A 21,342-nucleotide genomic window follows, 5' to 3' on the forward strand; every position below is an offset into this window, starting at 1 on the left:
GACCGAAGTCAGCCCGCGCCGCGTCCGTGGATCCGATCAGGCGGAGACGATCGGCTTGTCGTTCAGGCGGACACCCGACTCGATGTCGAACGCGTGCACGTGGCCCGCGTTCGCGGCGAGGGTGACGGTCTCTCCTGCGTTCGGGTGGCTGCGACCGTCGACGCGAGCGACGAGGTCGGCGCGCTTGCCGTTGATCTCGGTGTGGCCGTAGAGGTATCCGTCGGCGCCGAGCTCCTCGACCAGGTCGACGACGACCGAGAGGCCCTTGCCGTCGGCCGGGCCGACCGTGATGTCCTCGGGGCGGACGCCCACCGTGACCTGCGAGCCGTTGGCGCGGCCGACCGTGTCGCGGTCGAGCGGGACGACCTCGGTGCCGAAGCGGATGCCGCCCTCAGCGAGATCGGCCGAGAACAGGTTCATGGCGGGGGAGCCGATGAAGCCGGCGACGAAGACGTTCTCGGGCTTCTCGTACAGGTCGCGCGGCGAACCGACCTGCTGGAGCAGTCCGTCCTTCAGCACGGCGATGCGGTCGCCCATCGTGAGCGCCTCGGTCTGGTCGTGCGTGACGTAGACCGTGGTGACGCCGAGGCGACGCTGCAGCGACGCGATCTGCGTACGCGTCTGGACGCGGAGCTTGGCGTCGAGGTTCGACAGCGGCTCGTCCATGAGGAAGACCTGGGGCTGACGCACGATCGCGCGACCCATCGCGACACGCTGACGCTGACCACCGGAGAGGGCCTTCGGCTTGCGGGTCAGGTACTCCTCGAGGTCGAGGAGCTTCGCGGCCTCGAGGACGCGGGTGGCGCGCTCCTCCTTGCCGACGCCGGCGATCTTGAGCGCGAAGCCCATGTTCTCGGCGACGGTCATGTGCGGGTACAGCGCGTAGTTCTGGAACACCATCGCGATGTCGCGGTCCTTCGGCGGGACGTCGGTGACGTCGCGGTCGCCGATGAGGATGCGGCCGGCGTTGACCTCTTCGAGGCCGGCGAGCATGCGCAGCGAGGTGGACTTTCCGCAGCCGGAGGGTCCGACGAGGACGAGGAACTCGCCGTCAGCGACCTCGAGGTTGAGCTTGTCGACAGCCGGGCGGGTTCCGCCCGGGTAGAGGCGGGTGGCCTCGTCGAAAGTCACAGATGCCATTGTGTTTCTCCTTCACCGGCAGGTACGTGCCGGACGATCCGTAGTGATAGAGCGGTGGAGAACTCCACCGTGACCCCTCATCGGGTCGGGATCAGTATGGCAGACCGGCGTCCATCTGGGTATTTCTCAGCCTGGCTGGTTAGCATCGATCTCGGCCGCCTACCGCGGCGTTCGCCGCCCGAGTGGCGTCCGGGGCCACCCTGCCCCCCTGAGACTGTCTAGAGGAACGATGTCGAGCGACGAGACGCCGAACGTCCCCAGCCCTCGCAATTCGCGTGAGGCCGTGCGGGAGAAGGCACAGAAGGTGCACGCCCAGCAGTCGAGGGCGCGCGTGATGCGACGGATCATCCTCGGTGCCGTCGCCGTGGTCGCCGTGGGTGCCATCGGCACCGCGATCACCCTCGCGGTGTCGGCGCAGGTCTCGAAGCCGCAGCTGACGCCCGCCGGGATGGACCACGACGGCATCCTCGTCTCCGACATCAGTGCGACCGCCGCCTCGGCAGAGGCATCCGCCGCTCCGGACCCGGATGACACCGGTGCCGGTGGCGAGACCGCCCCTGCCCCCGCCCCCGCGCCGACGACCTCGAGCACGGTCGACATCCACATCTACGTCGACTACCTCTCTCCGGATGCCGGCGAGTTCGAGCAGGCCAACGCCCGCCAGCTCGTGAACTGGATCTCCGAGGGCGCCGCCACCGTCACCTACCACCCGGTCGCGTTGCTGACCGCGAGCTCGAACGGCACGAAGTACTCGCTGCGCTCCGCGGCCGCCGCGGCCTGCGTCGCCACGCACTCGCCTGCGCAGTTCTACGCCTTCAACCACGACCTGCTCGACGACCAGCCCGAGGTGAACACCGACGGGTTCTCCGACGCGCAGCTCGCCGACATCGCCGGTGCGGTCGGATCCGACAACGTGAAGAGCGTCCGCTCCTGCATAGAGGACCAGGACTACGTGACCTGGGCCAAGGAGGCCACGTCACGCGCTCTTGAGGGTCCGCTCGTCGGATCGGACGATCTGGTGCTCACCGCGGCGCCGATGATCGTGGTCAACGGCGAGGCCTATGTGGGGGCTCTCGACGACCCGAGCGAGTTCTCGCAGTTCGTGCTGACCGTCGCCAGCGACGCCTACTACGCGACCGAGACCCCGTCGCCGTCGACGTCTCCCTCAGCGACCCCGACTCCGACCGAGACCACGGAGCCTGCGCCCAGCGAGACTCCCGCGTCGTAGGTCGTCGCTGATCATCGTCCCTCGCTAAGCTGGGGGACGCCCGCCGACTTGGCGCAATTGGTAGCGCACCGTACTTGTAATTCCGACTGCGGCGATCTCATGGGTTATCGCGGGGCATCGACTAGGCTTCGTGCCCAGTACCCCCGTTAGTACGCGCTATCAAGCGTGATCAGCAAGCCTCGATGAATCTGCGGGGTAAGTGCGGGGTTGTCCGAGGGGCGCGGTGTTGGGGGTCCGTCGGGCGCATGCTGATCCGATGGATCAACACCCCGTGGCGCGGCGCGGCCCTGTCCTCGCTACAAAACATGCGGCGGAGTAAGTGGGCCTCAACAGGCCCAGCTCGTCTTAGCGTCGACGCCGGAGGCTCACTCCTCTTCGATCGACAGCTGTATGTCGTAGATTGACAGGTTTCTGATCGCACGAATGAGTGCTCGCGAGATACCGTTAGATGCGACTGCGCCGGGGCCTTTAAACGGCTCCAGACGTGAGGCGGCAGCTTCGAGTCCGTGATCTGCGAGCGCCTTGGACAGAGCCGCCCGCAACTCTCTGTCCAGGTCGTGCGTCTCAAGCGCCCGGCGACGTTCCTCAATCTGCACGCGGAGCAACTCAGTCTCGGCTTCGGTCTTCTCCGCGTTCGCGTTGCGCTCACGAACCTCCGCAGTGTGGATCCCGCCCATCGACAGCTGAAGGTTCGCGGACTCTGTCATCTCGCGGACTACCTTCGCGAGCGACAAGAGGACGCCGGTGATCCCCCCAGAGATCGACAGGATCAAAACCCAATCGGAACCATACTGCGCGCGGACCAATCTTGCCTCGGGCAGACGTGGAGCTACAACCGTATCGAACATGAGCGGATCGATCGCCCAGTTTGCCCCGCGATGCAAAGCTCTGATCATGTCGACGAGGTCCCCGTACTCCGTCAACGACAAGTCATCAGGCAGCTTCCTGGTCGCTACGAGGTGCGCCGCTGCGGTGCGATTAAGGATGGCCACATTCATGCGCTCAACCTAGCGTGCGACCGGATGATGGGCGACGTGCGGGCGATCAGAGTCCCCTGCTCTTTGGAGTTGTATGAGTTAGCTGTCACGGCGAGAAGGTACTCCGCAAGCTCGACCAGACACTCCTCCCGGATTACCACGACAGCCTCTCCGGTGCCAGGTGTCGAGGTCGGCCGGGTAGTAGTCGTTCGGGCGCCCCTGCTTGAACACGACAGGACCCTCGCTGCTGCCCGGAATCCCTCGGCGAGCGTGTCGAGAACGCCGACAGCCTGCTCGAGGCCGGCGTCCGACTTCTCTACGATGCGAGTCAGCTTGTCGAACGTGATGCCGGGCGTCGTAATGATGTTCCGACGCACCTCGACCGGTGCCGAACCCAGCACCCGCGACTCGAACGTGTTGTCCTTACCGCCGAAGTTGTACACCTCGTACGGGCCGTCGATCACATCGAGCATGCTCTCGGACGCCGCGAGCATCTTCTCCGCCAGACGGATACGCCCCGCCGCCAGATCCACGGCACGAGCCTCGGTCGCCTGTTTGGTCTCTGACCGGTCAAAGGTCCGGCCCTCGGCGCGGCAGATGTTGGTGACGGATCCGGCGGCGATGCCGATGCGGCGGGCGATCTCGTTTCGGGCGTGGCCTTGGGCGTGGAGTGCGAGGACTTCGGCCTTCTGGTCTTCGGAGATCGCCATGGTGGTTCACCTCGACTCGGGTCTCTTACCCGTGAGTGCGACTATCAGCTGGTCGGTGTCGCTTTTCGCTGTGGGACACCGAGGTCCGCGCGGCGCTTGTACTTCCTGGCTTGGTTGAGACGCTGGCACGGTCTGCACTGGAGCTTGCCGCGGGAATCGGTGTAGCAGTTGTCCGGCGTGCGTTCGTGTCCGCGGCGGCAGGCGCCACCTCCGCGTCGCCAGCCGATCGCGTCGAGCCCTCGGTGCGTGTTGACGACGGAGGTAACCGGCTCTAGGTGTTGGGGATTCACACAGGACCGGACTCGGCAGGTGTGATCGAGTTCAAGGCCCGCAGAGATGGGGCCGACATGGAGCTCGTAGCTGACACGGTGTGCGAGCTTCATACGTCCTCGGACGCTGATCTGCCCGTAGCCGTCTTTCTGGAGCGACTTCTGCCAGATCCAGCAATCGTTCTCGTCCACTGTGCGAGCGCGGCAAAGGCGTGCCAGTACGGTCGCCAGGTATGGTTCCATCATCGACGCCTCGAAAGTCGGTCGCGCTCCCGGTAGTTCGCAGCTACGCGGGAGCTTTTTCTTGATCTATGCGGGATGCGCTGACCGAAGCGGACATAGTGGCCGATGTCAACGCGGTCTGGCATGATTCGGGTGAATCGAGCTAAGGCAGCTTGGGTTAGAGAGGAGGATGCAATGCTCCGCAATTTCTTGTATCTGGACGACTCGCAGTTGCGTCAGTACATCAGCCAGGTCGAAGACGGGCTGCGAAAGGCCAGCTCTCGCTCGGCTTCGTTGGACAAGGAAAAGAAGCTGGCGATCGACGCCAAGATCGCCAACTTCGGTATCGGGCGGACAGCGACGGATGCTGAGTCTCAGGATTACGAAGACGACGGTCCGGCCCGATTCGAACGCCTGTTGTCGCTCGTGGAGGGTGACAACGAGCAGTTCGGATGGTATGACCTAGAGGCAGATCCCGATCAGGTGGGGCGGCTGCGCACAGGGCACATCGTCGAGCTGGCGGCTGAGGTCTATCGATCCGACGTGTCGCAGCTTTCTAACTCAACGGGAATCCTCGGCATGCTCCCCCTCGTGAAAGCGATCGGCAAGCTCACGGGTAAGCCAACTGGGTTCGAACAGTTCGAGGACGGAACCTTCGACGCTATGGCGGAATTCAGCGCAGCGATGAAGGGCGTCACGATCTTGCTTGGTGACACGCCGGACGATGTCAGATTCGTAGCGCAGGTTCCAGATGACGTCGAAGCGGAGGGCTTCGCCCACGTCGTAGGCAAGTTGGTGACGTCCTGGGGTGCAGGAACATGGAAACCCCTGCCAGGAATCCCCGTCTACTCCCAGCTACCTCGAGAACAGCGCCGGGAGCTGGAACGAAAGGGGCCACCGCCGGGATCAGAGATGATGTGGCTGGAGGGGCCGGCGCTTCATCTCAAAGTCCTCGCGATCTACCAGTAGGAGGAATGAGCGAAGCCCCGATGTCCTCGTGTGAGGGCCGGGGCTTCGGGCCTCTTGCCCTGTGCGGGATGCGTCGCTGAACGCGGGGTCATGCCGAGTGTCGGCGGCAGCGAGAAGAATGGGGTTGTGGGGGACGCAGGGTCCGCCGACGAAAGGGGTACAGCATGGCGAAGTTCAAGCTCGAGACGAACCTGCCGGAGAACGACAAGACCGTGGAGGCCGAGACCTATCAGCTCGCGAGCGGTTACTTCTGGTTCCGAGATGACCGAGGCGAGGACGTGCTCACGGTGCTCGCGAGCGACGTTCTCACGATCGAACGCGTTACAGAGAGCTGATCCTGAACGACAGAAGCCCCGGTGTCCTCGTGTCGAGGGCCGGGGCTTCTGTCTGGGCGGACTTGTCCACCATCTACGTTCTATCGTTGCGGGTTTCGGAACATAATGCACGCTCACCCGCGGGTCTCGAGCGAAGAACGCATCGAATCAACCAAGTCGTCGCGCTTAGCGCCCATCCGCTTTTGCCAATTCATGCGCCCGGCAGCGATCTCATCGGCACCGAGAATCGCGAGTGTGCCGGGTGCGGTTACCTCCGCCAGCGCCACGGCCAGGGCTTTCTTCACCCTCTCCGGCGCGAGGATGTCCGCTCTACGAGAAAGGTCTGACGCATCCTCGGCTCTAACGCGAGCGGTGATCGCCTTCTGCTCCGTGTCGATTCGTCCCCGTTGGGTTGTGTCTCCGGCATCGAGTCGCCGGAGCTCCTCGGCGAGTTTGAGGGTCTGGTCCATCGTCTCCTCGAGGTCGTCAACAACCGCGAGAACATCAGAGTAGAAATCGAGCCTCTTGTCCCGCAACCATGCTGAATGAGTGCGGCGGGCTTGAAGAACTACCGCAACAAGGCTTACGAGCGCGGTGATGAGGACCGCGACGATTCCGATGATGCCAGTGACTACCACCCCTTCCCAAGTCTTGGTGACGTCAGACTCCGGCGTCGCAGCTGAGAGAGAGATCATGGTGCTCGAGTATGGCCACATTCTCCAAGGCTAGCGACTCGTGGATGCGCTTCCGGGAGGGCGTCCACGCCGCACTGGCGGCTCGATGCGGAGAATAGCCGCTGATAGAACGACTGCCACGCCGTCAGGGCGGGCCCTGGTGGCGAGGCGGCCGGCGTCGATCGCCCGGTAGATCCAGCGGACGTCAGGGCCAGCGAGCAGCGCCGCCTCAGCACGCGCTCTTCGCCCCGTTCGGGATGCGTCGGAAGGCGCGGTACGTTTGAGCCGTCGCGACCTGCAGGGAGGCGTTCGATGGTGAACTTTGGACAGCGCATTGGGCAAAGGCCCGTACGCGAGGTTGTACAGACAGATTCTGTCGACGATTCGACGCGCGTCGCTCTCTGGAACCTCATGCACAGGATCGAGAGCAGCCTGCTCCACAACCAACGGTTGAGAGCCGAATCTGTGATGAAGAGTCTCTGGGCGACCACCCTGGAGCGCCCAAGCGACGAGTACTCCTGGACGATGACGGAGGTGCGCCTCAAAAAGACAGTTCTTGATGCGGATTGGGTTTCGGCGCTCGAGGTGGTTGAGGGTTTCGGCGATGTGCTCAACGCAAACCTCGGGGAGGAGTCCGGCGACGAGTATCGGAGGCTTGCGAACGAGATCCTGGCGAAGGGGCTGATCGGGTATCGCTTCATCGGATCTGAGCTCGCCGCGGTCGATGACGATCAAAGCGCGTCGGAGATCGAGAAGGCAATCGACTCTTCGTCGAACGCTGCGCGGACTCACCTTGAGCGCGCCGTGTCTCTGCTGGCTGATCGGCAGAATCCTCAGTACGCGAAGGTAGCCGGTGAGGCGGTGCTCGCCGTGGAAGCGGCCGTGCATGACCTCACCGGTAAGAAGACCCTCGGCGACGGCGTCAAAGAGCTGGGAAAACGGGGACTCCCTGTGCACCCTGCCATCCTCCGAGCATGGAGCGCGATGTATGGATACACCAGCGATGCGGGCGGGATCCGTCACGCGAACATCAACGGCGAAGAGGTGGATGCGGCCATGGCCGTCTACCTCCTCGTCACCTGTTCCGCCTTCGTGAACCTGCTGGCCAAGGTGGCCTCTGTGACGAAGAAGTAAAGCAGCGACGAAGCCCCGGTGTCCTCGTGGTGAGGGCCGGGGCTTCGTGCGACAGTGTGCCGACTTTTTCACAGTACCCCGGCCACATTGGACACATTCAAACTTTCGCAGAAGTTTTTCTACCGAATGTCGGGGCGATCGTATAGGCGTGCTTCCATCTCTCGACCCGAAGAAGATCTTGAGTGTTGATGACGCGGACGCCATCGTGGTCCTCGGTGTTGATCTTGAGGTCTGGGTCGGCGAGCCACCGACGGATTGTGCGCTTCGACCGTCCCGTGAGGATAGCGGCTGCATTCATCGGAAGCCAGGGCGCCATACGCATCATGGAGCCCTCACCAACTGGTTGGGCTCTCCGTGTTCCGCTCGGAGGCGGTCAGCGTGCGTTCGGAGCGCGGGCGTGTCCTGGAACCACGCGCGCTGCCCGTCGATTCGCAGCGCGGAGAACTCGCGGCATCTCTCACGCTCCAGGGAGCGTCCGCCCGGTTCGAGTGCGAGGATCTCGTCATGCGGGAGGGTCGAGAGTCGCCCCTTGATGCTGCTGGAGGTGCCGATCTTGATGCGGTCACCGAATCGGATATAGTACACCCAGTCGGTCCCCTTACGCGTTGCAGTGTCGACGTCGGGCGCGGGTTTGTTCCACCATGCGTCTTCCCAGCAGTACGGGTTCGAGCATGCGGCCGGGACCCCAGGCCCGGTGAGGATTGTCCTGCGGCAGGTGGGACAGGCGACCTCTGCGAGGGTATGTGCCTCCGCGTTGACGCCCTTGTGGTCTTCGATGATCTGCGCCCAGGGGGTGGAGCAGATGTCGAAGAACGACGCCGGGTCGGACTCGTTCGTGCAGGGGAAACCGCTGGTCTGGATCAGAGTGCACGTCACCATGGATTCACCTTTCTGTAGTCCTGCTGATGTTCGAGGGCCATCGAAGTGGCTGATTTGCTTCGGCCGCTGACGACACGTGTCGTCGAGGAGTCCGAGAGGCTCATCCCCGCTGCTCAAGGCGCCAACCGATCCGTGCAGAACAAGCAGGTGCCGTCACTCAGACGCCGATGACGTCCGCCCGCGCACGTCGTCGGCGCCTCTTCGCTCATTATCTGCGGTAGCGTGGCACCGTGCTGGCCGCGGTCGCGACGATGCTCGCGCGCCGGGGCTTTTCCCCGGATATGGGGAGAATCCCTCTGTTCCCGACGCCGCTCGGGAAGCGCCGCGATCGCCGCAACACGTCCGGTGAGTGGCAGGCTGCGCGCGAGCGCCTTGGTCTCGGGGACTACACGTTCCACTCGTTCAGGAAGACCGTCGCCACGGCTCTGGATCAGGCGGGCCTCTCGGCGCGCGACATCGCGGAGTACCTCGGCCACGCGAACCCGTCGCTCACCATGAATGCCTACATGTCGAAGACGGTGGGCGGACGTCGGGCAGCGGACGCCCTAGACTCGTTGATGCACATTCGATCTCATTGAATGTGCGGGGTAAGTGCGGGGTCGGCAACCACCGAACTCAATCAGGCCCAGCAAGATCCGCGGAATTCCGCGGCTCGCCGACTTGGCGCAATTGGTAGCGCACCGTACTTGTAATACGGGGGTTGCAGGTTCGAGTCCTGTAGTCGGCACCATCTCCGGGGAGCTTTCGGGAAATACTGCGCGCAGCGCGCGGGTTGTCCCGGGTATGACCCGTATCGGAAACAGTGACCTCGACGTCTTCCCCCTCTCGCTCGGCGGCAACGTGTTCGGCTGGACCGCCGACCGCGACGCCTCCTTCGCCGTGCTCGACGCGTTCGTCGACGGGGGAGGCGACTTCATCGACACCGCCGACGCGTACAGCGCGTGGGTGCCGGGCAACTCGGGCGGCGAGAGCGAGACGATCATCGGCGAGTGGCTGGCCTCTCGCAAGCCCGAGGGCGTGGTCGTCGCCACCAAGGTGAGCCAGCACCCGGAGTTCCCAGGACTCGCGGCCTCGAACGTCCGCAGGGCCGCCGAAGCATCGCTGGGCCGCCTCGGGGTCGACACGATCGACCTCTACTACGCGCACTTCGACGACGAGACGGTTCCGCTGGAGGAGACCGTCGGCGCCTTCGGGCAGCTCGTCTCCGACGGCCTCGTGCGCAACGTCGCCGTCTCGAACTACAGTGCCGAGCGCATCCGCGAGTGGGTCGACATCGCGCGCCGGACGGGCGTCGCCCTGCCCGTCGCCGTGCAGCCGCACTACAACCTCGTGCACCGCAACGACGTCGAGGAGACGATCATCCCGGTCGCCCAGGAGTTCGGACTCGGCCTGGTGCCGTACTACTCGCTCGCGAGCGGCTTCCTGACCGGCAAGTACCGGTCGGCCGACACCGAGGGTCAGACCTCGCCGCGGGCATCCGGTGCGGCCAAGTACGCGACCGAGGCGGGGCTGAAGGTGATCGACGCCCTCGAGGAGATCGGTGCCGCCCACGACGCATCGATCGCCGCGACCGCGCTGGCCTGGCTGCGGGCCCAGCCCACGGTCGTGGCGCCCATCGCCAGCGCGCGCACCGTCGAGCAGGTGCCCGACCTCCTCGCCGGCGCGCGACTCGAGCTGACGAGCGACGAGGTCGCTGCCCTCGACCGGGTCTCGGCCTGGACGCCGACCGCCTCCTGACGTCCGCCTGCCCGCACCGACGGGCGGCCCGGCGCCCTGTCTCCCGACGCTCAGTCGGAAGGCAGGGCGCCGTCGTCGGTGAGGCCGAGGCGGTGGGCGAGGATCACCAGGTGGATGCGGTCGCGCGCGTCGAGCTTCGCGAGGATCCGGCCCACGTGGGTCTTCACCGTCGACTCGCTGACGTACAGGGTCTGGGCGATCTCCGCGTTGGTGAGACCTCGCGCGATCTCGAGGAACACGTCGCGCTCGCGGTCGGTGAGCTCGGCGAGGGCATCGTCGCGTGATGCGGTCGATGAGGGCGCGGCGGTGGATGACGTGCTGGTGGACGACGCGCTGGCGGACGATGCGGTCTCGGACGCCTCCAGGGTCGGCGCGACGTGCTCCAGCAGCATCCGGGTCACCCGCGGTGCGAGAACGGCATCGCCGCGATGCACTGCGCGGACGGCGGCGATCATCTCGTGACGCTGCGCATCCTTCAGCAGGAATCCGCTCGCGCCCGCGCGGATCGCGCCGAACGCGTACTCGTCGAGATCGAAGGTGGTGAGCACGAGCACGCGGGTGTCGGGGTGGTCGCGCACGATCGCCTCGGTGGCGGCGATGCCGTCGAGCCCCGGCATGCGGATGTCCATCAGCACGAGGTCCGGACGGAGCGCCGCCGCCTGCGCGATCGCGGCATGGCCGTCTGCGGCCTCGCCGACCACGACCAGGTCCTCCTCGGCGTCGAGCACCATGCGGAACCCCAGTCTGATGAGCTGCTGATCGTCGACGAGGAGGATCGAGATCGGAGGGGTCATGGCAGATCCTTCGGTTCGAGTGCGACGGGGTCGGGGGAGTGGGCGGGAAGCCCGGCACGGAGCAGCCATCGTCCCCCGCCCGCCGCCTGCGAGGTGATCTCTCCTCCGGCGTGCGCGGCACGCTCGGCGAGTCCGCGCAGCCCGAAACCCGAGGGGCGGTCGGAGGAGTCGACGGCCGCGGTCACGCCGTCGTTGACGATCTCCACCGTTACGCTCCCGGGCGCATGGATCAGTCGTACTGAGATCGACGTCGCGCCCGGCGCGTGCCGCATGGCGTTCGTGACGCCCTCCTGCACGATGCGGCCGACCGCGTGGGCGACCGCCGGAGGGAGCTCGCCGCCGCCGCTGACCGAGAGCGTCACGGGGTAGCCGGCGCGCTGCGCCTGGGCCACGGTCTCCTGGGGCGGCGTCGGCGCGAGGGGTGCGAGCGGCAGCGGGGAGTCGTCGGCGCGGAGCACGCCGAGCATCGCGCGCATCTCTGTGAGCGCGCTCCTGGCCGTCTCCGCCGACGCCTGGGCCGCGGCCTTGGCCTGTGCGGAATCGGGAGTCGCGGCCGCGCCCTCCGACAGGGCGACGATCACGGTGAGCGAATGCGAGACGATGTCGTGCATCTCGCGGGCGATGCGTGCGCGCTCGTCGGCCGCAGCGAGCTGGGCCTGCTGATCGCGTTCGACGAGAAGCTGACGCGATCGGTCGATCACCGCGGCGAGGTAGCGCTTGCGACCGCCGACATTGACCCCGATCAGGGTGCCGATCAGGCCGAGCACGAGAGATCCCACGACGGCGTTCATCGCGATCTGCAGGGTGATCATGCCCGTGAGCACGAGGATGCCGGATACGGCCGCCAGCGAGGCGAGCCCGAGCCCCAGGCCGACCCATGCTGCTTTCGACGACCGATACACCGCGAGCGAGTAGCTGGTCACGAGCAGCAGCGGCGACCCGATCGGCTGGAGCGCGAAGAGGAGCGCCGTCTCGAGCGCGAACGTCGCGATGAACGGCACCCACGGCCGACGCCGGCGCCACAGCAGCGTCGCACAGACGGCGACGACGCCGACGGGCACCGCGATCGAGACGCCGAGAGCGAGCGGCATCGGCAGGTCGCGGGTGATGATGCCGGCCGGGACGATCGAGAGCAGCGCGCAGACGACGACGATCAGGACGTCGGCGACCACCGGATGCCGGGCCCAGAACCGCCGCAGCACCCCGGGGGGACGCGGCAGCCGCAGCGCCTCGTCCTCACGGACCGAGGTGCTGCGGCTGCGCGGTCTGCTCACCGGGCGACTCTACGCGGGTGCGGCGCGGGGCGTCGGCTCACGCGTCGCGGGTGCGCAGCACGGTCCAGGCGGCGAGCATCCCCGCGACGACCCATGCGGCCAGCGTCAGATACGCGACCGGGCCTTCGAGGGCGGCGTTCTCCGGCAGGATGGCGCTCTGCGCCGCCGCTACGGGCAGGTAGTTCGAGGCATCCGTCACCCAGGCCCAGGCCTCGCCCGCCACGGCGAAGAAGCTCGCGACGATCGGCAGCACGAACAGCACTCCGACGGTGGCGGCGATCGCACCGGCGCCCGAACGCAGGAGGAAGCCGAACGCGACGCCGATCAGTGCGAACACCGACATGGCCAGCGACGAGACGACGATGGGCAGGATCGACGCGGCGGGGTCGGACCAGTCGATGCTCTGATCACGAGACGCGACGACGACCGACACCGCGACGGCGGCGGCGCCGAAGATCACCAGCGACGACACGAACATGAACACGCCGACGACGACGGCCTTGGCGGCCAGCATCGATCCCCGCTTCGGGTTCGCGGCCAGGGTCGACCGGATCATGCCGGTCGAGTACTCCCCGGTCACCGAGATCGCACCGAGGATGCCGGCGAGCAGCATCGTGAACTGGATCGGCATGACGACGGCCTGGATCGGCTCGAATCCCGGCAGGTCGATCGCCTGCGCGATGAGCACGGCGATGCCGATCGTGAGCAGGGCCGCGATGCCGATCGACCACCAGGTGGAGCGGAGCGTGGAGAGCTTGATCCACTCGCCGCGGATCGCCCGCACGAACGTGAGGCGGTGTGCGGACTCGACGCGCCGGGTGACGGGAGGGGCTGCCTGAACGGTCATGAGATCTCCTTGGTGCGGTACTCGACCGATTCGCCGGTGAGGGCGAGGTAGGCGTCTTCGAGCGAGCCCGTGGTCGGGGTGAGTTCGTGCAGGGGGATGCCGCGCTCCGCCGCGAGATCGCCGATGCGTGCGGCGGGCAGACCGACGATGTCGAGCACGTCGGGAGCGGCGCTCACGATCTCGACCGACGGGCCGCCGACGGCCGCTGCCAGATCGGTGGCGCGGGGGGTGCGGACCCGCACCGTGTTGGTCGTCCAGGCGCGCACCAGCTCCTCGAGCGGAGCATCGGCGAGGACCTTGCCCCGGCCCATCACGATCACGTGATCGGCGGTCTGCGCCATCTCGCTCATCAGGTGGCTGGAGAGCAGCACCGTGCGTCCCTCCGATGCCGCGTGGCGCACGAACTGGCGTACCCAGCGCACACCTTCGGGGTCGAGACCGTTCACCGGCTCGTCGAGGATGAGCGTGTGCGGGTCGCCGAGCAGCGCCGAGGCGATCCCGAGCCGCTGGCCCATGCCGAGCGAGAACTTGCCCGCGCGCTTGCGGGAGACGGGAGCGATGCCGGCGAGGTCGATGACCTCGTCGACGCGGGACGTGGGGATGCCGTGGGTGGCCGCCATCGCCCGCAGGTGATCGCGGGCACTGCGGCCGGTGTGCACGGCCTTCGCGTCGAGCAGCACGCCCACCTCGGTGAGCGGGGCCCGCAGCTTGCGGTACTCGCGTCCTGCGACGGTCGCGGTGCCCGAGGTCGGCCGGTCGAGGCCGACGATCAAGCGCATCGTCGTGGACTTGCCGGCGCCGTTCGGACCGAGGAACCCGGTGACCGTTCCCGGCTGCACCGTGAACGACACGTCCTGGACGGCGGTCTTGTCTCCGAATCTCTTCGTGAGGCCTTCTGCTGTGATCATGTCGTCGACGCTACCGAGCGTGACAGGGGGTGCGCGTCCTCCCGGGGTACCGATCCGTCGGCGAGCAGGTCATCCTCACGGAGGATGCGGCCGTCAGGGGGCGGGCCTGCCGAAGAGCTGCGGATCGACGGGGCGCTGAGCCCTCGGCAGCTTCTCGACCACCAGCAGGTACGACTCGGTGACGAGCTCTCGCACCAGTTCCTCCTCGAGCGAACCGCCGCCGGCGACCAGCGTGATCCAGTGCTTCTTGTTCATGTGGTACCCGGGGACGATGTCCGCGAACGACTCTCGCAGAGCGATGGCGTCTTCGGGGTGGGACTTGAGCGTGACCCGCCCTGTGCCGTCGAGGGGCGCCAGCAGGAAGACCCTCCCTCGCACCTTGTAGACGTCCCACTCGGGGCCGAACGGATTCTCGCGCACGGAACCCGGCAGTTCGTCGGCGCGGGCTGCGGCGACGGCGATCAGCTGTGCGGGGTCCATGGCTCAGAACAGCCGATCCGTGCCTTTGTCGTCGCGGCGGGGTGCGACCCGCACCCGATGGTCGAGGGAGGCCGCGGCGAGCAGCGCCTCATCGAGGATCTCACCGCCCGGCTCAGCGGTGAGCCAGTCACCGCTCAGGGAGGCGGGGATCAGCAGCGGCATCCGGTCGTGCACATCGGCGAGATGATCGGGGGCGGGGCGCATCACGATCGAGTAGCAGGTGAACGACCGGCCGTCGGCCGTGCGCCCCTGCTGGGTCACCGCTGCCATGCCGAAGAGCGCGCCGTCGTCGAGCCCGAACTCGTGCCACACCCGTTCGGGCTTCTTCATCTCGTACCAGCTGGTCGCAGGCACCAGGGCTCGGTTCCTGAGGCCGCCCGGTCGCTCGCGCAGCCGCTCGGACCGGGTGTTGATGGAGGGGAACTTGGAGGGCTCGCCGCCGACGAGGAATCCCCACCACCCCGGTTCGAGGGTGGGAGCGCCCTCGGAGGGGACGACGATCGGGTTCAGATTGCGCAGGTTGCGGCCGGTCGGGCGCACCGTCTCCTGAGCGTTCTCCTCCGCCCAGCCGCGGAGCCCGTCGAGCACAGCCTCGTCGGCGGCCGCCAGGAGCTCGGTGTCGGTGAATCGCGGATCCAGTCCATAGCTCGCGCACATGCCGCCAGGGTACGCCCGGGCGCCGACATCCGGGTCGCGCGTCCGTTCCCGTCGATCCGCCCTCGGCTAGGGTCGACGGGTGACTCCGACCCGCCGCCTCCCCGCGCCCGTCGCACTCGGAGGAGCGGTGGCGATCGGCATCATGACGGCCGTCCAGGCGCGCATCAACGGCGTGCTCGGCCTTCGCCTCGATGACGGCATCGTCGCAGGGCTCATCTCGTTCGCCGTCGGTCTCGCCGCACTGATCGCCGTGATCGTCTGCATCCCGGCCGCACGACGGGGAGCGGGACGCCTGCGCGTCGGGATCCGCGACCACACGATCCCGTTCTGGATGCTCCTCGGCGGGGCATGCGGAGCGCTGACCGTGTCGACGCAGGGGATCACCGCCGGGGTGCTCGGGGTCTCTCTGTTCACGGTGGGGGTGGTCGCGGGCCAGACGCTGCACGGCCTCGTGCTGGATCGCATCGGCTTCGGACCCGCCGGCGTCGTCGCCGTCACGCCAGGGCGCGTGGTCGGCGGACTGCTCGCGCTCGCCGCCGTGGGCATCTCGCTCAGCGGAGACGTGCTCGCCACGGCGCCGCTGTGGATGCTCCTGCTGCCCTTCGCCGCGGGAGTGGGCATCGCCTGGCAGGCCGCGACCAACGGTCGACTGGCGCAGCGGGTGCAGTCGCCGATCGCCGCGACGCTGATGAGCTTCGTCGCCGGCACGATCGCCCTGCTCGTCGCCGCCGGGATCAGCATCGCGTTCAGAGGGGGCCCGGCGGCGCCGCCCGCGGAGCCGTGGCTGTACCTGGGAGGATTCCTCGGTTCGGCCTACATCCTGCTGGGGGCGTTCATCGTCGCGCACACCGGGGTGCTGCTGATGGGATTGGGGTCGGTGCTCGGTCAGCTCACGGCCTCGGTGGTCATCGACCTGGTCTGGCCCGCGGCGTCGGGCCCCGCGCTCTGGCAGCTCATCGCCATGGTCGTCGTCGCCGTGGCGTCGGTCGCGGCCGCGCTGCCGCGACGACGACGGCGCTGAACTACGTCGTCGTGCTCTTCTCTTTCTTCGTGCTCTTGGGCATGCGGGTCACGAGAGCACGCGCATCGACCGGTTTGCGGCGGCCGGGCTTCTTGCCCGCGGGCTTGCCGCCGACGTAGAGCCAGCCGAGGAGCTCCTCGTTCTTGCCCACGCCGTGGGCCTTCGCGACCGCCTTGGAGCGCGTGTAGCGGCCGGTGCGCCAGAGCACCCCGTAGCCGGCCTCGTCGAGGAGCAGGCTCAGCACGTGCGCCACACCCGAGGCGACGGCCTCCTGCTCCCACCGCGGCACCTTCTCGCTCTTGCGGTAGCTGGCCACCACAGCGATCAGCAGCGGCGCGCGGAGCGGCTTCGACGACGGCGACCTGTCGCCCTCGGCCTTCGAGATCGCCGCGCCGAGGGTCTCGCGGTCGGCGCCGCGCAGCTCGATGAGCCGCCATGGACGCAGCGAGGAGTGGTCGGCGACGCGACCGGCGGCGGAGACGAGCCGCAGCAGCTCGTCGCGCGAGGGGGCCTCGTCGGTGACCTTCGACCAGGACTGCCGGGCGCGGACGGCGTCGAGCGCGCTCACGATGCGTCGGGAGTGAAGTTCAGGGCGATCGAGTTCATGCAGTAGCGGTCACCGGTCGGCGTGCCGAAGCCGTCGGGGAACACATGCCCGAGGTGCGAGCCGCAGTTCGCGCAGCGCACCTCGGTGCGCACCATGCCCAGAGTGGTGTCCTCGATGAGCTCCACCGCGTCGGGGCGGATCGACTCGTAGAAGCTCGGCCACCCGCATCCGGAGTCGAACTTGGTTCCGCTCTTGAACAGCTCGGCGTTGCAGGCGCCGCAGGTGTAGAGGCCCGCGCGGCCCTCATCGAGCAATTCACCCGTCCATGCGCGCTCGGTCGCTGCTCCACGCAGCACGGCGTACTGCTCCTCGCCGAGCTCGGCGCGCCACTCTTCTTCGGTCTTGTCCACGCTGTACGACATCGGTCCTCCTGGGGTCTGCTCCATTCTCTCGTGTTCCGCACCCCGTGGCGCCACGCGAGAATGGGAACATGACGGATGCCGTGCAGCTGCGCTATGCGCGCTTCGCCGAACAGGAGGCGCCGGGGCGCAGCGAGCTGTACGCCGAATGGGCGCACAGCGTCGCCGTGGATGCCGGGCTCGCGGCGATCCTCGCGCGCATCCCGGAGAACCGCCGGCAGCCGCCGCTGGTGTTCGCGGTGACCCGGATGCTCGGCAGCGGCCTCGTGGGTCCCGAGGCGTGGCGCGACTTCGTGATCGCGCACGCCGACGCCGTCGTCGCCGAGTGCACCGCACGCCGGCTGCAGACGAACGAACCGCTCCGTCTCGCGCCGCTCCTTCCCGTGCTCACCGAGATCCAGGGCCCGATCGCCCTTCTCGAGGTGGGCGCGTCGGCCGGGCTCTGTCTGTACCCCGATCGCTACTCGTACCGCGTGGTCGACGCGCAGGGAGACCTGCGGGTCGCGCTGGATCCCGAGGACGGCCCGTCGACGGTCGTGCTGCAGAGCACGGTGGACGGGGCGCTCCCCGCTCTGGCGATGCCCGACATCGTCTGGCGCGCCGGGATCGATCTCGCACCCCTCGACGCCCGCGAGGACCTCGACCGGCGCTGGCTGCAGGGACTCGTGTGGCCGGGGGAGCAGGGCAGGGCGGAGCGGGTCGATGCCGCGCTGGACATCGCGGCCGCCGACCCGCCGCTGCTCTTCGCGGGTGATGCGGCCGCGCGCATAGACGCGCTCGCCGCGGACGCACCGCGCGACGCCACCCTGGTGATCACCACGCCCGGCGTGCTGGTGCACATCCCGCGTGACGCGCGCACGGAGCTGATCGCGCGCATCCGCGCGCTCGAGGCGCGCTGGATCACGATCGACCCGCCGGGACTCCTCGACGTGTGGGAGCCCGCCGTCGACGCGGCGGAGTGGTCCGGATTCGTCGTCGCCCTCGACGGACGGGTCCGGGCGGCGGCCGATCCGCTCGGCCGATGGTGGGAGTGGCGTGCAGGCGGGGGCGCCTCGGCGACCTAATCTGGTCCCATGCTGGGAGAGCTGAGTGAGCGGGATCGGGCGATCCTCGCGCTGGAGACCGCGTGGCCGCGACACGGCGGCGCGAAGGAGGAGACGATCCGCACCCAGCTGGGCATGAGCGCGGCGCGCTACTACCAGCTCCTCGGTCGGCTGATCGATTCGGATGCGGCCCTGGAGTACGATCCGATGCTCGTGCGCCGCCTGCGGCGGATCCGCGATTCACGCTCCTTCCGGCGGGCGAGCAGGGCCCCCGGATTCGTCGGCTGACCGCTCCGGATCTCCGTGTCGCGGCGCCACGATGCGGCGTCGCGCGCGTGTGCCGTTAGCATCGAGGGGTGTCAAAGCCCTCGCGAGATCGATTCGACGATGTCCCCCGCTCGTCCGGACGTGTCGGAGCGCATCGCGCCGAAGCGCCGGGGATGAACGGCTGGGTCGTCCTGCTGTGGTCCTTCGTGGCGGCGCTCGTGCTCATCATCGGCGGCATCTTCGGCTCGCTCCTGGTGATGGGACGCATCAGCATCTTCCCCGAGGCGGTGCCGACCTCCACGCCCACTCCCGTCGAGACCGGCGTCGTCGACGTCGCCTACTCCGTCATGATCCTCAACGCCTCGCCCGATGACGGGCTCGACGATCAGATGCGCGAACTGCTGATCAACACCGGCTGGGCGGCCGACATCGTCTTCGCGACCGACAGCGCGAGCCAGGACTTCGCGACGACGACCGTCTATTACGTCGCCGACGGCGACGAGCTCGCCGCCATCGGACTCGCGAACCTCATCGGCGGCGCCGCGGTCGAGCAGAGCGATTTCTACGCCGATCTCAACGACACGGGCGGATCTCAGCTCACGGTCGTCATCGGGGTGGACCGTTCCTCGGCGGCGCCCGAGACCCCCGCCGAGACCCCCGCTCCGTAGAGCTCGGATCCGTCCCTCCGCGCGGCTTGCACTCGATGGGGTCGAGTGCCAGAATGGCGTTAGCACTCTCTCACTCTGAGTGCTAAAACCCAACGTCTACGTCCAGGAGGGACGAAAAAACTCATGGCAAAGATCATTGCTTTCGATGAGGAGGCCCGCCGCGGCCTCGAGCGCGGCCTCAACATCCTCGCCGACGCGGTCAAGGTGACCCTCGGCCCGCGCGGTCGCAACGTCGTCCTCGAGAAGAAGTGGGGCGCCCCCACGATCACCAACGACGGCGTCTCCATCGCCAAGGAGATCGAGCTCGACGACCCGTACGAGAAGATCGGTGCGGAGCTCGTCAAGGAGGTCGCCAAGAAGACCGACGACGTCGCGGGTGACGGAACCACCACCGCCACGGTGCTCGCCCAGGCGCTCGTCCGCGAGGGCCTGCGCAACGTCGCCGCCGGCGCCGACCCGATCTCGCTCAAGCGCGGTATCGAGAAGGCCGTCGCCGCGATCACCGCGGAGCTCCTCGCCAGCGCGAAGGAGATCGACTCCAAGGAGCAGATCGCCGCCACCGCGTCGATCTCCGCCGCCGACCCCGCGATCGGCGAGCTCATCGCCGAGGCGATCGACAAGGTCGGCAAGGAGGGCGTCGTCACCGTCGAGGAGTCGCAGACCTTCGGCACCGAGCTCGAGCTCACCGAGGGCATGCGCTTCGACAAGGGCTACCTGAACCCGTACTTCGTGACGGACCCGGAGCGCCAGGAGGCGGTCTTCGAAGACGCCTACATCCTCATCGCGAACCAGAAGATCTCGAACATCAAGGACCTTCTGCCCATCGTCGACAAGGTGATCCAGGACGGCAAGGAGCTCGTCATCATCGCCGAGGACGTCGAGGGAGAGGCACTCGCCACCCTCGTCCTGAACAAGCTCAAGGGCATCTTCAAGTCGGTCGCCGTCAAGGCCCCCGGCTTCGGCGACCGTCGCAAGGCGCAGCTGCAGGACATCGCGATCCTCACCGGTGCGCAGGTCATCACCGAAGAGGTCGGCCTCAAGCTCGAGAACGCCACGCTCGACCTGCTGGGTCGCGCTCGCAAGGTCATCGTCACCAAGGACGAGACCACCATCGTCGAGGGTGCCGGAGAGGCAGACCAGATCGAGGGTCGCGTCACGCAGATCCGTCGTGAGATCGACAACACCGACAGCGACTACGACCGCGAGAAGCTGCAGGAGCGTCTCGCGAAGCTCGCCGGTGGCGTCGCCGTCATCAAGGCCGGAGCTGCGACCGAGGTCGAGCTCAAGGAGCGCAAGCACCGCATCGAGGACGCCGTGCGCAACGCGAAGGCAGCCGTCGAGGAGGGCATCGTCCCCGGTGGTGGCGTCGCGCTGATCCAGTCGGGCACCAAGGCGCTCGCCGGTCTGTCGCTCTCGGGCGACGAGGCGACCGGTGCGAACATCGTTCGCGTCGCGATCGAGGCCCCGCTGAAGCAGATCGCGCTGAACGCGGGCCTCGAGCCCGGTGTCGTCGCGAACAAGGTCTCCGAGCTCGAGGCGGGCTTCGGCCTGAACGCCGCGACCGGCGAGTACGTCGACCTGTTCGCAGCCGGCATCATCGACCCCGCCAAGGTGACCCGTTCGGCGCTGCAGAACGCCGCATCGATCGCGGCCCTCTTCCTCACCACCGAGGTCGTCGTGGCCGACAAGCCCGAGAAGTCCCCCGCTCCCATGGGTGACCCGTCGGGTGGCATGGACTTCTGATCCATCCGCACTGACAGAGACGCCCCGACCTCACGGTCGGGGCGTCTCTGCGTGACGGGGATGCGACCCACCACCGCCGGGGTGGTCGGATCTCAGCGGAACAGGCTGGCCGAGTACTGGTCGGCGTCTGCATACTGTGTGGCGGCGCTGCCGAGCGAATGACCGATCGACTCGAGCGCCTGCTCGACGTGCAGCTGCGCGCCGCGCCACTGATCGGCGCAGGACTGGAAGGCCGCTGACGCGGTGCCGACCCAGCTGGTCTGCAGCTGGGAGAGCTGCGACATCAGCACGGCGGACTCGCTCTGCACCCGCTGCATGGTGGCCATGGCGGCGCTCTGGGCCGCACCTACGGCTTCGGTGTCGACGGTGAAGACGGACATGGGAACTCCTCTCGTTGGGTCTCCGACGATAGGTGTGTTCG

Annotated in this window: 26 protein-coding genes and 1 tRNA gene; 12 read left to right on the forward strand and 15 right to left on the reverse strand. The window is 67.5% G+C overall.

Translation table 11 applies throughout. The features are described from left to right. Nucleotides 1-36: 36 nt before the first annotated feature. Nucleotides 37-1,140, reverse strand: a complete 1,104-nt coding sequence (locus ABTZ43_RS12985) for an ABC transporter ATP-binding protein (RefSeq protein WP_056420343.1) — start codon at nt 1,138-1,140, stop codon at nt 37-39. Between the two features lie 229 nt (nt 1,141-1,369). Between ABTZ43_RS12985 and ABTZ43_RS12990 the strand changes: the two genes are divergently transcribed. Further along, a complete protein-coding gene (locus ABTZ43_RS12990) occupies nt 1,370-2,368 on the forward strand; it encodes a DsbA family protein (RefSeq protein ID WP_350539129.1) in 999 nt (332 codons plus the stop codon). A 365-nt stretch (nt 2,369-2,733) separates the two neighbouring features. Here ABTZ43_RS12990 and ABTZ43_RS12995 read toward each other — a convergent pair whose 3' ends face one another. Genes ABTZ43_RS12995 through ABTZ43_RS13005 form a run of 3 tightly spaced genes read right to left on the reverse strand, consistent with a single transcriptional unit; the run spans nt 2,734 to nt 4,570 of the window. Continuing rightward, a complete protein-coding gene (locus ABTZ43_RS12995) occupies nt 2,734-3,366 on the reverse strand; it encodes a hypothetical protein (protein WP_350539130.1) in 633 nt (210 codons plus the stop codon). Continuing rightward, the gene (locus ABTZ43_RS13000) at nt 3,363-4,055 is read right to left on the reverse strand and encodes a hypothetical protein (protein ID WP_350539131.1); all 693 of its coding nucleotides are present in this window, start codon (nt 4,053-4,055) and stop codon (nt 3,363-3,365) included. Before ABTZ43_RS13000 ends, ABTZ43_RS12995 begins: the two co-directional genes overlap by 4 nt. Before the next feature lie 44 nt (nt 4,056-4,099). Then, nucleotides 4,100-4,570, reverse strand: coding sequence for an HNH endonuclease signature motif containing protein (locus ABTZ43_RS13005; protein ID WP_350539132.1), 471 nt, complete (start codon nt 4,568-4,570; stop codon nt 4,100-4,102). A 171-nt stretch (nt 4,571-4,741) separates the two neighbouring features. On the opposite strand from ABTZ43_RS13005, the gene ABTZ43_RS13010 reads away from it, so the two are divergent. Beyond that, nucleotides 4,742-5,515 (forward strand): DUF6414 family protein, encoded by a 774-nt coding sequence (locus tag ABTZ43_RS13010; protein WP_350539133.1) that lies wholly within the window; start codon nt 4,742-4,744, stop codon nt 5,513-5,515. 164 nt (nt 5,516-5,679) lie between these two features. Beyond that, nucleotides 5,680-5,850, forward strand: a complete 171-nt coding sequence (locus ABTZ43_RS13015) for a hypothetical protein (RefSeq protein ID WP_350539134.1) — start codon at nt 5,680-5,682, stop codon at nt 5,848-5,850. 113 nt (nt 5,851-5,963) lie between these two features. Here ABTZ43_RS13015 and ABTZ43_RS13020 read toward each other — a convergent pair whose 3' ends face one another. Further along, nucleotides 5,964-6,524, reverse strand: coding sequence for a hypothetical protein (locus ABTZ43_RS13020; protein ID WP_350539135.1), 561 nt, complete (start codon nt 6,522-6,524; stop codon nt 5,964-5,966). 291 nt (nt 6,525-6,815) lie between these two features. On the opposite strand from ABTZ43_RS13020, the gene ABTZ43_RS13025 reads away from it, so the two are divergent. Continuing rightward, the gene (locus tag ABTZ43_RS13025; protein ID WP_350539136.1) at nt 6,816-7,637 is read left to right on the forward strand and encodes an AbiJ-NTD4 domain-containing protein; all 822 of its coding nucleotides are present in this window, start codon (nt 6,816-6,818) and stop codon (nt 7,635-7,637) included. A 321-nt stretch (nt 7,638-7,958) separates the two neighbouring features. Here ABTZ43_RS13025 and ABTZ43_RS13030 read toward each other — a convergent pair whose 3' ends face one another. Continuing rightward, complete coding sequence (locus ABTZ43_RS13030; protein WP_350539137.1) at nt 7,959-8,516, reverse strand: GIY-YIG nuclease family protein; 558 nt, start codon at nt 8,514-8,516, stop codon at nt 7,959-7,961. Between the two features lie 230 nt (nt 8,517-8,746). Here ABTZ43_RS13030 and ABTZ43_RS13035 point away from each other — a divergent pair, with 230 nt between their 5' ends. The 3 genes from ABTZ43_RS13035 to ABTZ43_RS13045 all read left to right on the forward strand — a co-directional run bounded on the left by ABTZ43_RS13035 (nt 8,747) and on the right by ABTZ43_RS13045 (nt 10,253). Next, complete coding sequence (locus ABTZ43_RS13035; RefSeq protein WP_350539138.1) at nt 8,747-9,094, forward strand: tyrosine-type recombinase/integrase; 348 nt, start codon at nt 8,747-8,749, stop codon at nt 9,092-9,094. 76 nt (nt 9,095-9,170) lie between these two features. Then, nucleotides 9,171-9,246: transfer RNA gene (locus tag ABTZ43_RS13040), tRNA-Thr, on the forward strand. 53 nt (nt 9,247-9,299) lie between these two features. Next, nucleotides 9,300-10,253: an aldo/keto reductase gene (locus ABTZ43_RS13045; RefSeq protein WP_350539140.1), complete on the forward strand. Its 954-nt coding sequence runs from the start codon at nt 9,300-9,302 to the stop codon at nt 10,251-10,253. 50 nt (nt 10,254-10,303) lie between these two features. Here ABTZ43_RS13045 and ABTZ43_RS13050 read toward each other — a convergent pair whose 3' ends face one another. From ABTZ43_RS13050 to ABTZ43_RS13075, 6 genes are all read right to left on the reverse strand, one after another. Further along, nucleotides 10,304-11,047, reverse strand: a complete 744-nt coding sequence (locus ABTZ43_RS13050; RefSeq protein ID WP_350539141.1) for a response regulator — start codon at nt 11,045-11,047, stop codon at nt 10,304-10,306. After that, nucleotides 11,044-12,321, reverse strand: a complete 1,278-nt coding sequence (locus ABTZ43_RS13055; protein WP_350539142.1) for a sensor histidine kinase — start codon at nt 12,319-12,321, stop codon at nt 11,044-11,046. The genes ABTZ43_RS13050 and ABTZ43_RS13055 overlap by 4 nt, the downstream gene beginning before the upstream one ends. A gap of 37 nt (nt 12,322-12,358) precedes the next feature. After that, nucleotides 12,359-13,168: an ABC transporter permease gene (locus tag ABTZ43_RS13060; protein WP_149422594.1), complete on the reverse strand. Its 810-nt coding sequence runs from the start codon at nt 13,166-13,168 to the stop codon at nt 12,359-12,361. Next, on the reverse strand, nt 13,165-14,076 hold the full coding sequence (locus ABTZ43_RS13065) for an ABC transporter ATP-binding protein (protein WP_149422595.1): 912 nt from the start codon (nt 14,074-14,076) through the stop codon (nt 13,165-13,167). Before ABTZ43_RS13065 ends, ABTZ43_RS13060 begins: the two co-directional genes overlap by 4 nt. 93 nt (nt 14,077-14,169) lie before the next feature. Next, nucleotides 14,170-14,556 carry an MmcQ/YjbR family DNA-binding protein gene (locus tag ABTZ43_RS13070; RefSeq protein ID WP_253386563.1) on the reverse strand — a complete coding sequence of 129 codons (387 nt, stop codon included), beginning with the start codon at nt 14,554-14,556 and terminating at the stop codon, nt 14,170-14,172. Nucleotides 14,557-14,559: 3 nt separating this feature from the next. Continuing rightward, entirely contained in the window at nt 14,560-15,213 is a 654-nt protein-coding gene (locus tag ABTZ43_RS13075; protein ID WP_350539143.1) for an SOS response-associated peptidase family protein, read from the reverse strand. 79 nt (nt 15,214-15,292) lie between these two features. Between ABTZ43_RS13075 and ABTZ43_RS13080 the strand changes: the two genes are divergently transcribed. Continuing rightward, complete coding sequence (locus tag ABTZ43_RS13080) at nt 15,293-16,234, forward strand: DMT family transporter (protein ID WP_350539144.1); 942 nt, start codon at nt 15,293-15,295, stop codon at nt 16,232-16,234. A gap of 1 nt (nt 16,235) precedes the next feature. On the opposite strand, the gene ABTZ43_RS13085 is transcribed toward ABTZ43_RS13080, so the two are convergent. Continuing rightward, nucleotides 16,236-16,802 (reverse strand): nitroreductase family protein, encoded by a 567-nt coding sequence (locus tag ABTZ43_RS13085; RefSeq protein WP_149422597.1) that lies wholly within the window; start codon nt 16,800-16,802, stop codon nt 16,236-16,238. Then, a complete protein-coding gene (gene msrB, locus ABTZ43_RS13090) occupies nt 16,799-17,203 on the reverse strand; it encodes a peptide-methionine (R)-S-oxide reductase MsrB (RefSeq protein WP_253386561.1) in 405 nt (134 codons plus the stop codon). The genes ABTZ43_RS13085 and msrB overlap by 4 nt, the downstream gene beginning before the upstream one ends. A 68-nt stretch (nt 17,204-17,271) precedes the next feature. Between msrB and ABTZ43_RS13095 the strand changes: the two genes are divergently transcribed. The 4 genes from ABTZ43_RS13095 (at nt 17,272) to groL (ending at nt 20,921) form a co-directional block, all read left to right on the forward strand. Further along, complete coding sequence (locus ABTZ43_RS13095) at nt 17,272-18,264, forward strand: DUF2332 family protein (RefSeq protein ID WP_350539146.1); 993 nt, start codon at nt 17,272-17,274, stop codon at nt 18,262-18,264. 9 nt (nt 18,265-18,273) lie between these two features. Next, the gene (locus ABTZ43_RS13100) at nt 18,274-18,531 is read left to right on the forward strand and encodes a DUF3263 domain-containing protein (RefSeq protein WP_056420378.1); all 258 of its coding nucleotides are present in this window, start codon (nt 18,274-18,276) and stop codon (nt 18,529-18,531) included. A 68-nt stretch (nt 18,532-18,599) separates the two neighbouring features. Next, nucleotides 18,600-19,178 (forward strand): LytR C-terminal domain-containing protein, encoded by a 579-nt coding sequence (locus tag ABTZ43_RS13105; RefSeq protein ID WP_235564194.1) that lies wholly within the window; start codon nt 18,600-18,602, stop codon nt 19,176-19,178. A gap of 123 nt (nt 19,179-19,301) precedes the next feature. Continuing rightward, nucleotides 19,302-20,921, forward strand: coding sequence for a chaperonin GroEL (gene groL, locus ABTZ43_RS13110; protein ID WP_056420385.1), 1,620 nt, complete (start codon nt 19,302-19,304; stop codon nt 20,919-20,921). Between the two features lie 92 nt (nt 20,922-21,013). Here the strand turns inward: groL and ABTZ43_RS13115 are convergent, their stop codons facing one another. Further along, nucleotides 21,014-21,301, reverse strand: a complete 288-nt coding sequence (locus ABTZ43_RS13115) for a WXG100 family type VII secretion target (RefSeq protein WP_149422599.1) — start codon at nt 21,299-21,301, stop codon at nt 21,014-21,016. Nucleotides 21,302-21,342: the final 41 nt, after the last annotated feature.

Source organism: Microbacterium sp. NPDC097977 (assembly GCF_040302605.1).
Taxonomy (GTDB): domain Bacteria; phylum Actinomycetota; class Actinomycetes; order Actinomycetales; family Microbacteriaceae; genus Microbacterium.

Coding starts and splice junctions, on each gene's coding strand:
- ABTZ43_RS13050 (WP_350539141.1), bottom strand. CDS start 11,047: ATGACCCCTCCGATCTCGATCCTCCTCGTCGACGATCAGCAGCTCATC.
- ABTZ43_RS13000 (WP_350539131.1), bottom strand. CDS start 4,055: ATGGCGATCTCCGAAGACCAGAAGGCCGAAGTCCTCGCACTCCACGCC.
- ABTZ43_RS12985 (WP_056420343.1), bottom strand. CDS start 1,140: ATGGCATCTGTGACTTTCGACGAGGCCACCCGCCTCTACCCGGGCGGA.
- ABTZ43_RS12990 (WP_350539129.1), top strand. CDS start 1,370: ATGTCGAGCGACGAGACGCCGAACGTCCCCAGCCCTCGCAATTCGCGT.
- ABTZ43_RS13100 (WP_056420378.1), top strand. CDS start 18,274: ATGCTGGGAGAGCTGAGTGAGCGGGATCGGGCGATCCTCGCGCTGGAG.
- ABTZ43_RS13030 (WP_350539137.1), bottom strand. CDS start 8,516: ATGGTGACGTGCACTCTGATCCAGACCAGCGGTTTCCCCTGCACGAAC.
- msrB (WP_253386561.1), bottom strand. CDS start 17,203: ATGTCGTACAGCGTGGACAAGACCGAAGAAGAGTGGCGCGCCGAGCTC.
- ABTZ43_RS13005 (WP_350539132.1), bottom strand. CDS start 4,570: ATGATGGAACCATACCTGGCGACCGTACTGGCACGCCTTTGCCGCGCT.
- ABTZ43_RS13115 (WP_149422599.1), bottom strand. CDS start 21,301: ATGTCCGTCTTCACCGTCGACACCGAAGCCGTAGGTGCGGCCCAGAGC.
- ABTZ43_RS13045 (WP_350539140.1), top strand. CDS start 9,300: ATGACCCGTATCGGAAACAGTGACCTCGACGTCTTCCCCCTCTCGCTC.
- groL (WP_056420385.1), top strand. CDS start 19,302: ATGGCAAAGATCATTGCTTTCGATGAGGAGGCCCGCCGCGGCCTCGAG.
- ABTZ43_RS13060 (WP_149422594.1), bottom strand. CDS start 13,168: ATGACCGTTCAGGCAGCCCCTCCCGTCACCCGGCGCGTCGAGTCCGCA.
- ABTZ43_RS12995 (WP_350539130.1), bottom strand. CDS start 3,366: ATGAATGTGGCCATCCTTAATCGCACCGCAGCGGCGCACCTCGTAGCG.
- ABTZ43_RS13070 (WP_253386563.1), bottom strand. CDS start 14,556: ATGGACCCCGCACAGCTGATCGCCGTCGCCGCAGCCCGCGCCGACGAA.
- ABTZ43_RS13095 (WP_350539146.1), top strand. CDS start 17,272: ATGACGGATGCCGTGCAGCTGCGCTATGCGCGCTTCGCCGAACAGGAG.
- ABTZ43_RS13025 (WP_350539136.1), top strand. CDS start 6,816: ATGGTGAACTTTGGACAGCGCATTGGGCAAAGGCCCGTACGCGAGGTT.
- ABTZ43_RS13075 (WP_350539143.1), bottom strand. CDS start 15,213: ATGTGCGCGAGCTATGGACTGGATCCGCGATTCACCGACACCGAGCTC.
- ABTZ43_RS13065 (WP_149422595.1), bottom strand. CDS start 14,076: ATGATCACAGCAGAAGGCCTCACGAAGAGATTCGGAGACAAGACCGCC.
- ABTZ43_RS13010 (WP_350539133.1), top strand. CDS start 4,742: ATGCTCCGCAATTTCTTGTATCTGGACGACTCGCAGTTGCGTCAGTAC.
- ABTZ43_RS13020 (WP_350539135.1), bottom strand. CDS start 6,524: ATGATCTCTCTCTCAGCTGCGACGCCGGAGTCTGACGTCACCAAGACT.
- ABTZ43_RS13015 (WP_350539134.1), top strand. CDS start 5,680: ATGGCGAAGTTCAAGCTCGAGACGAACCTGCCGGAGAACGACAAGACC.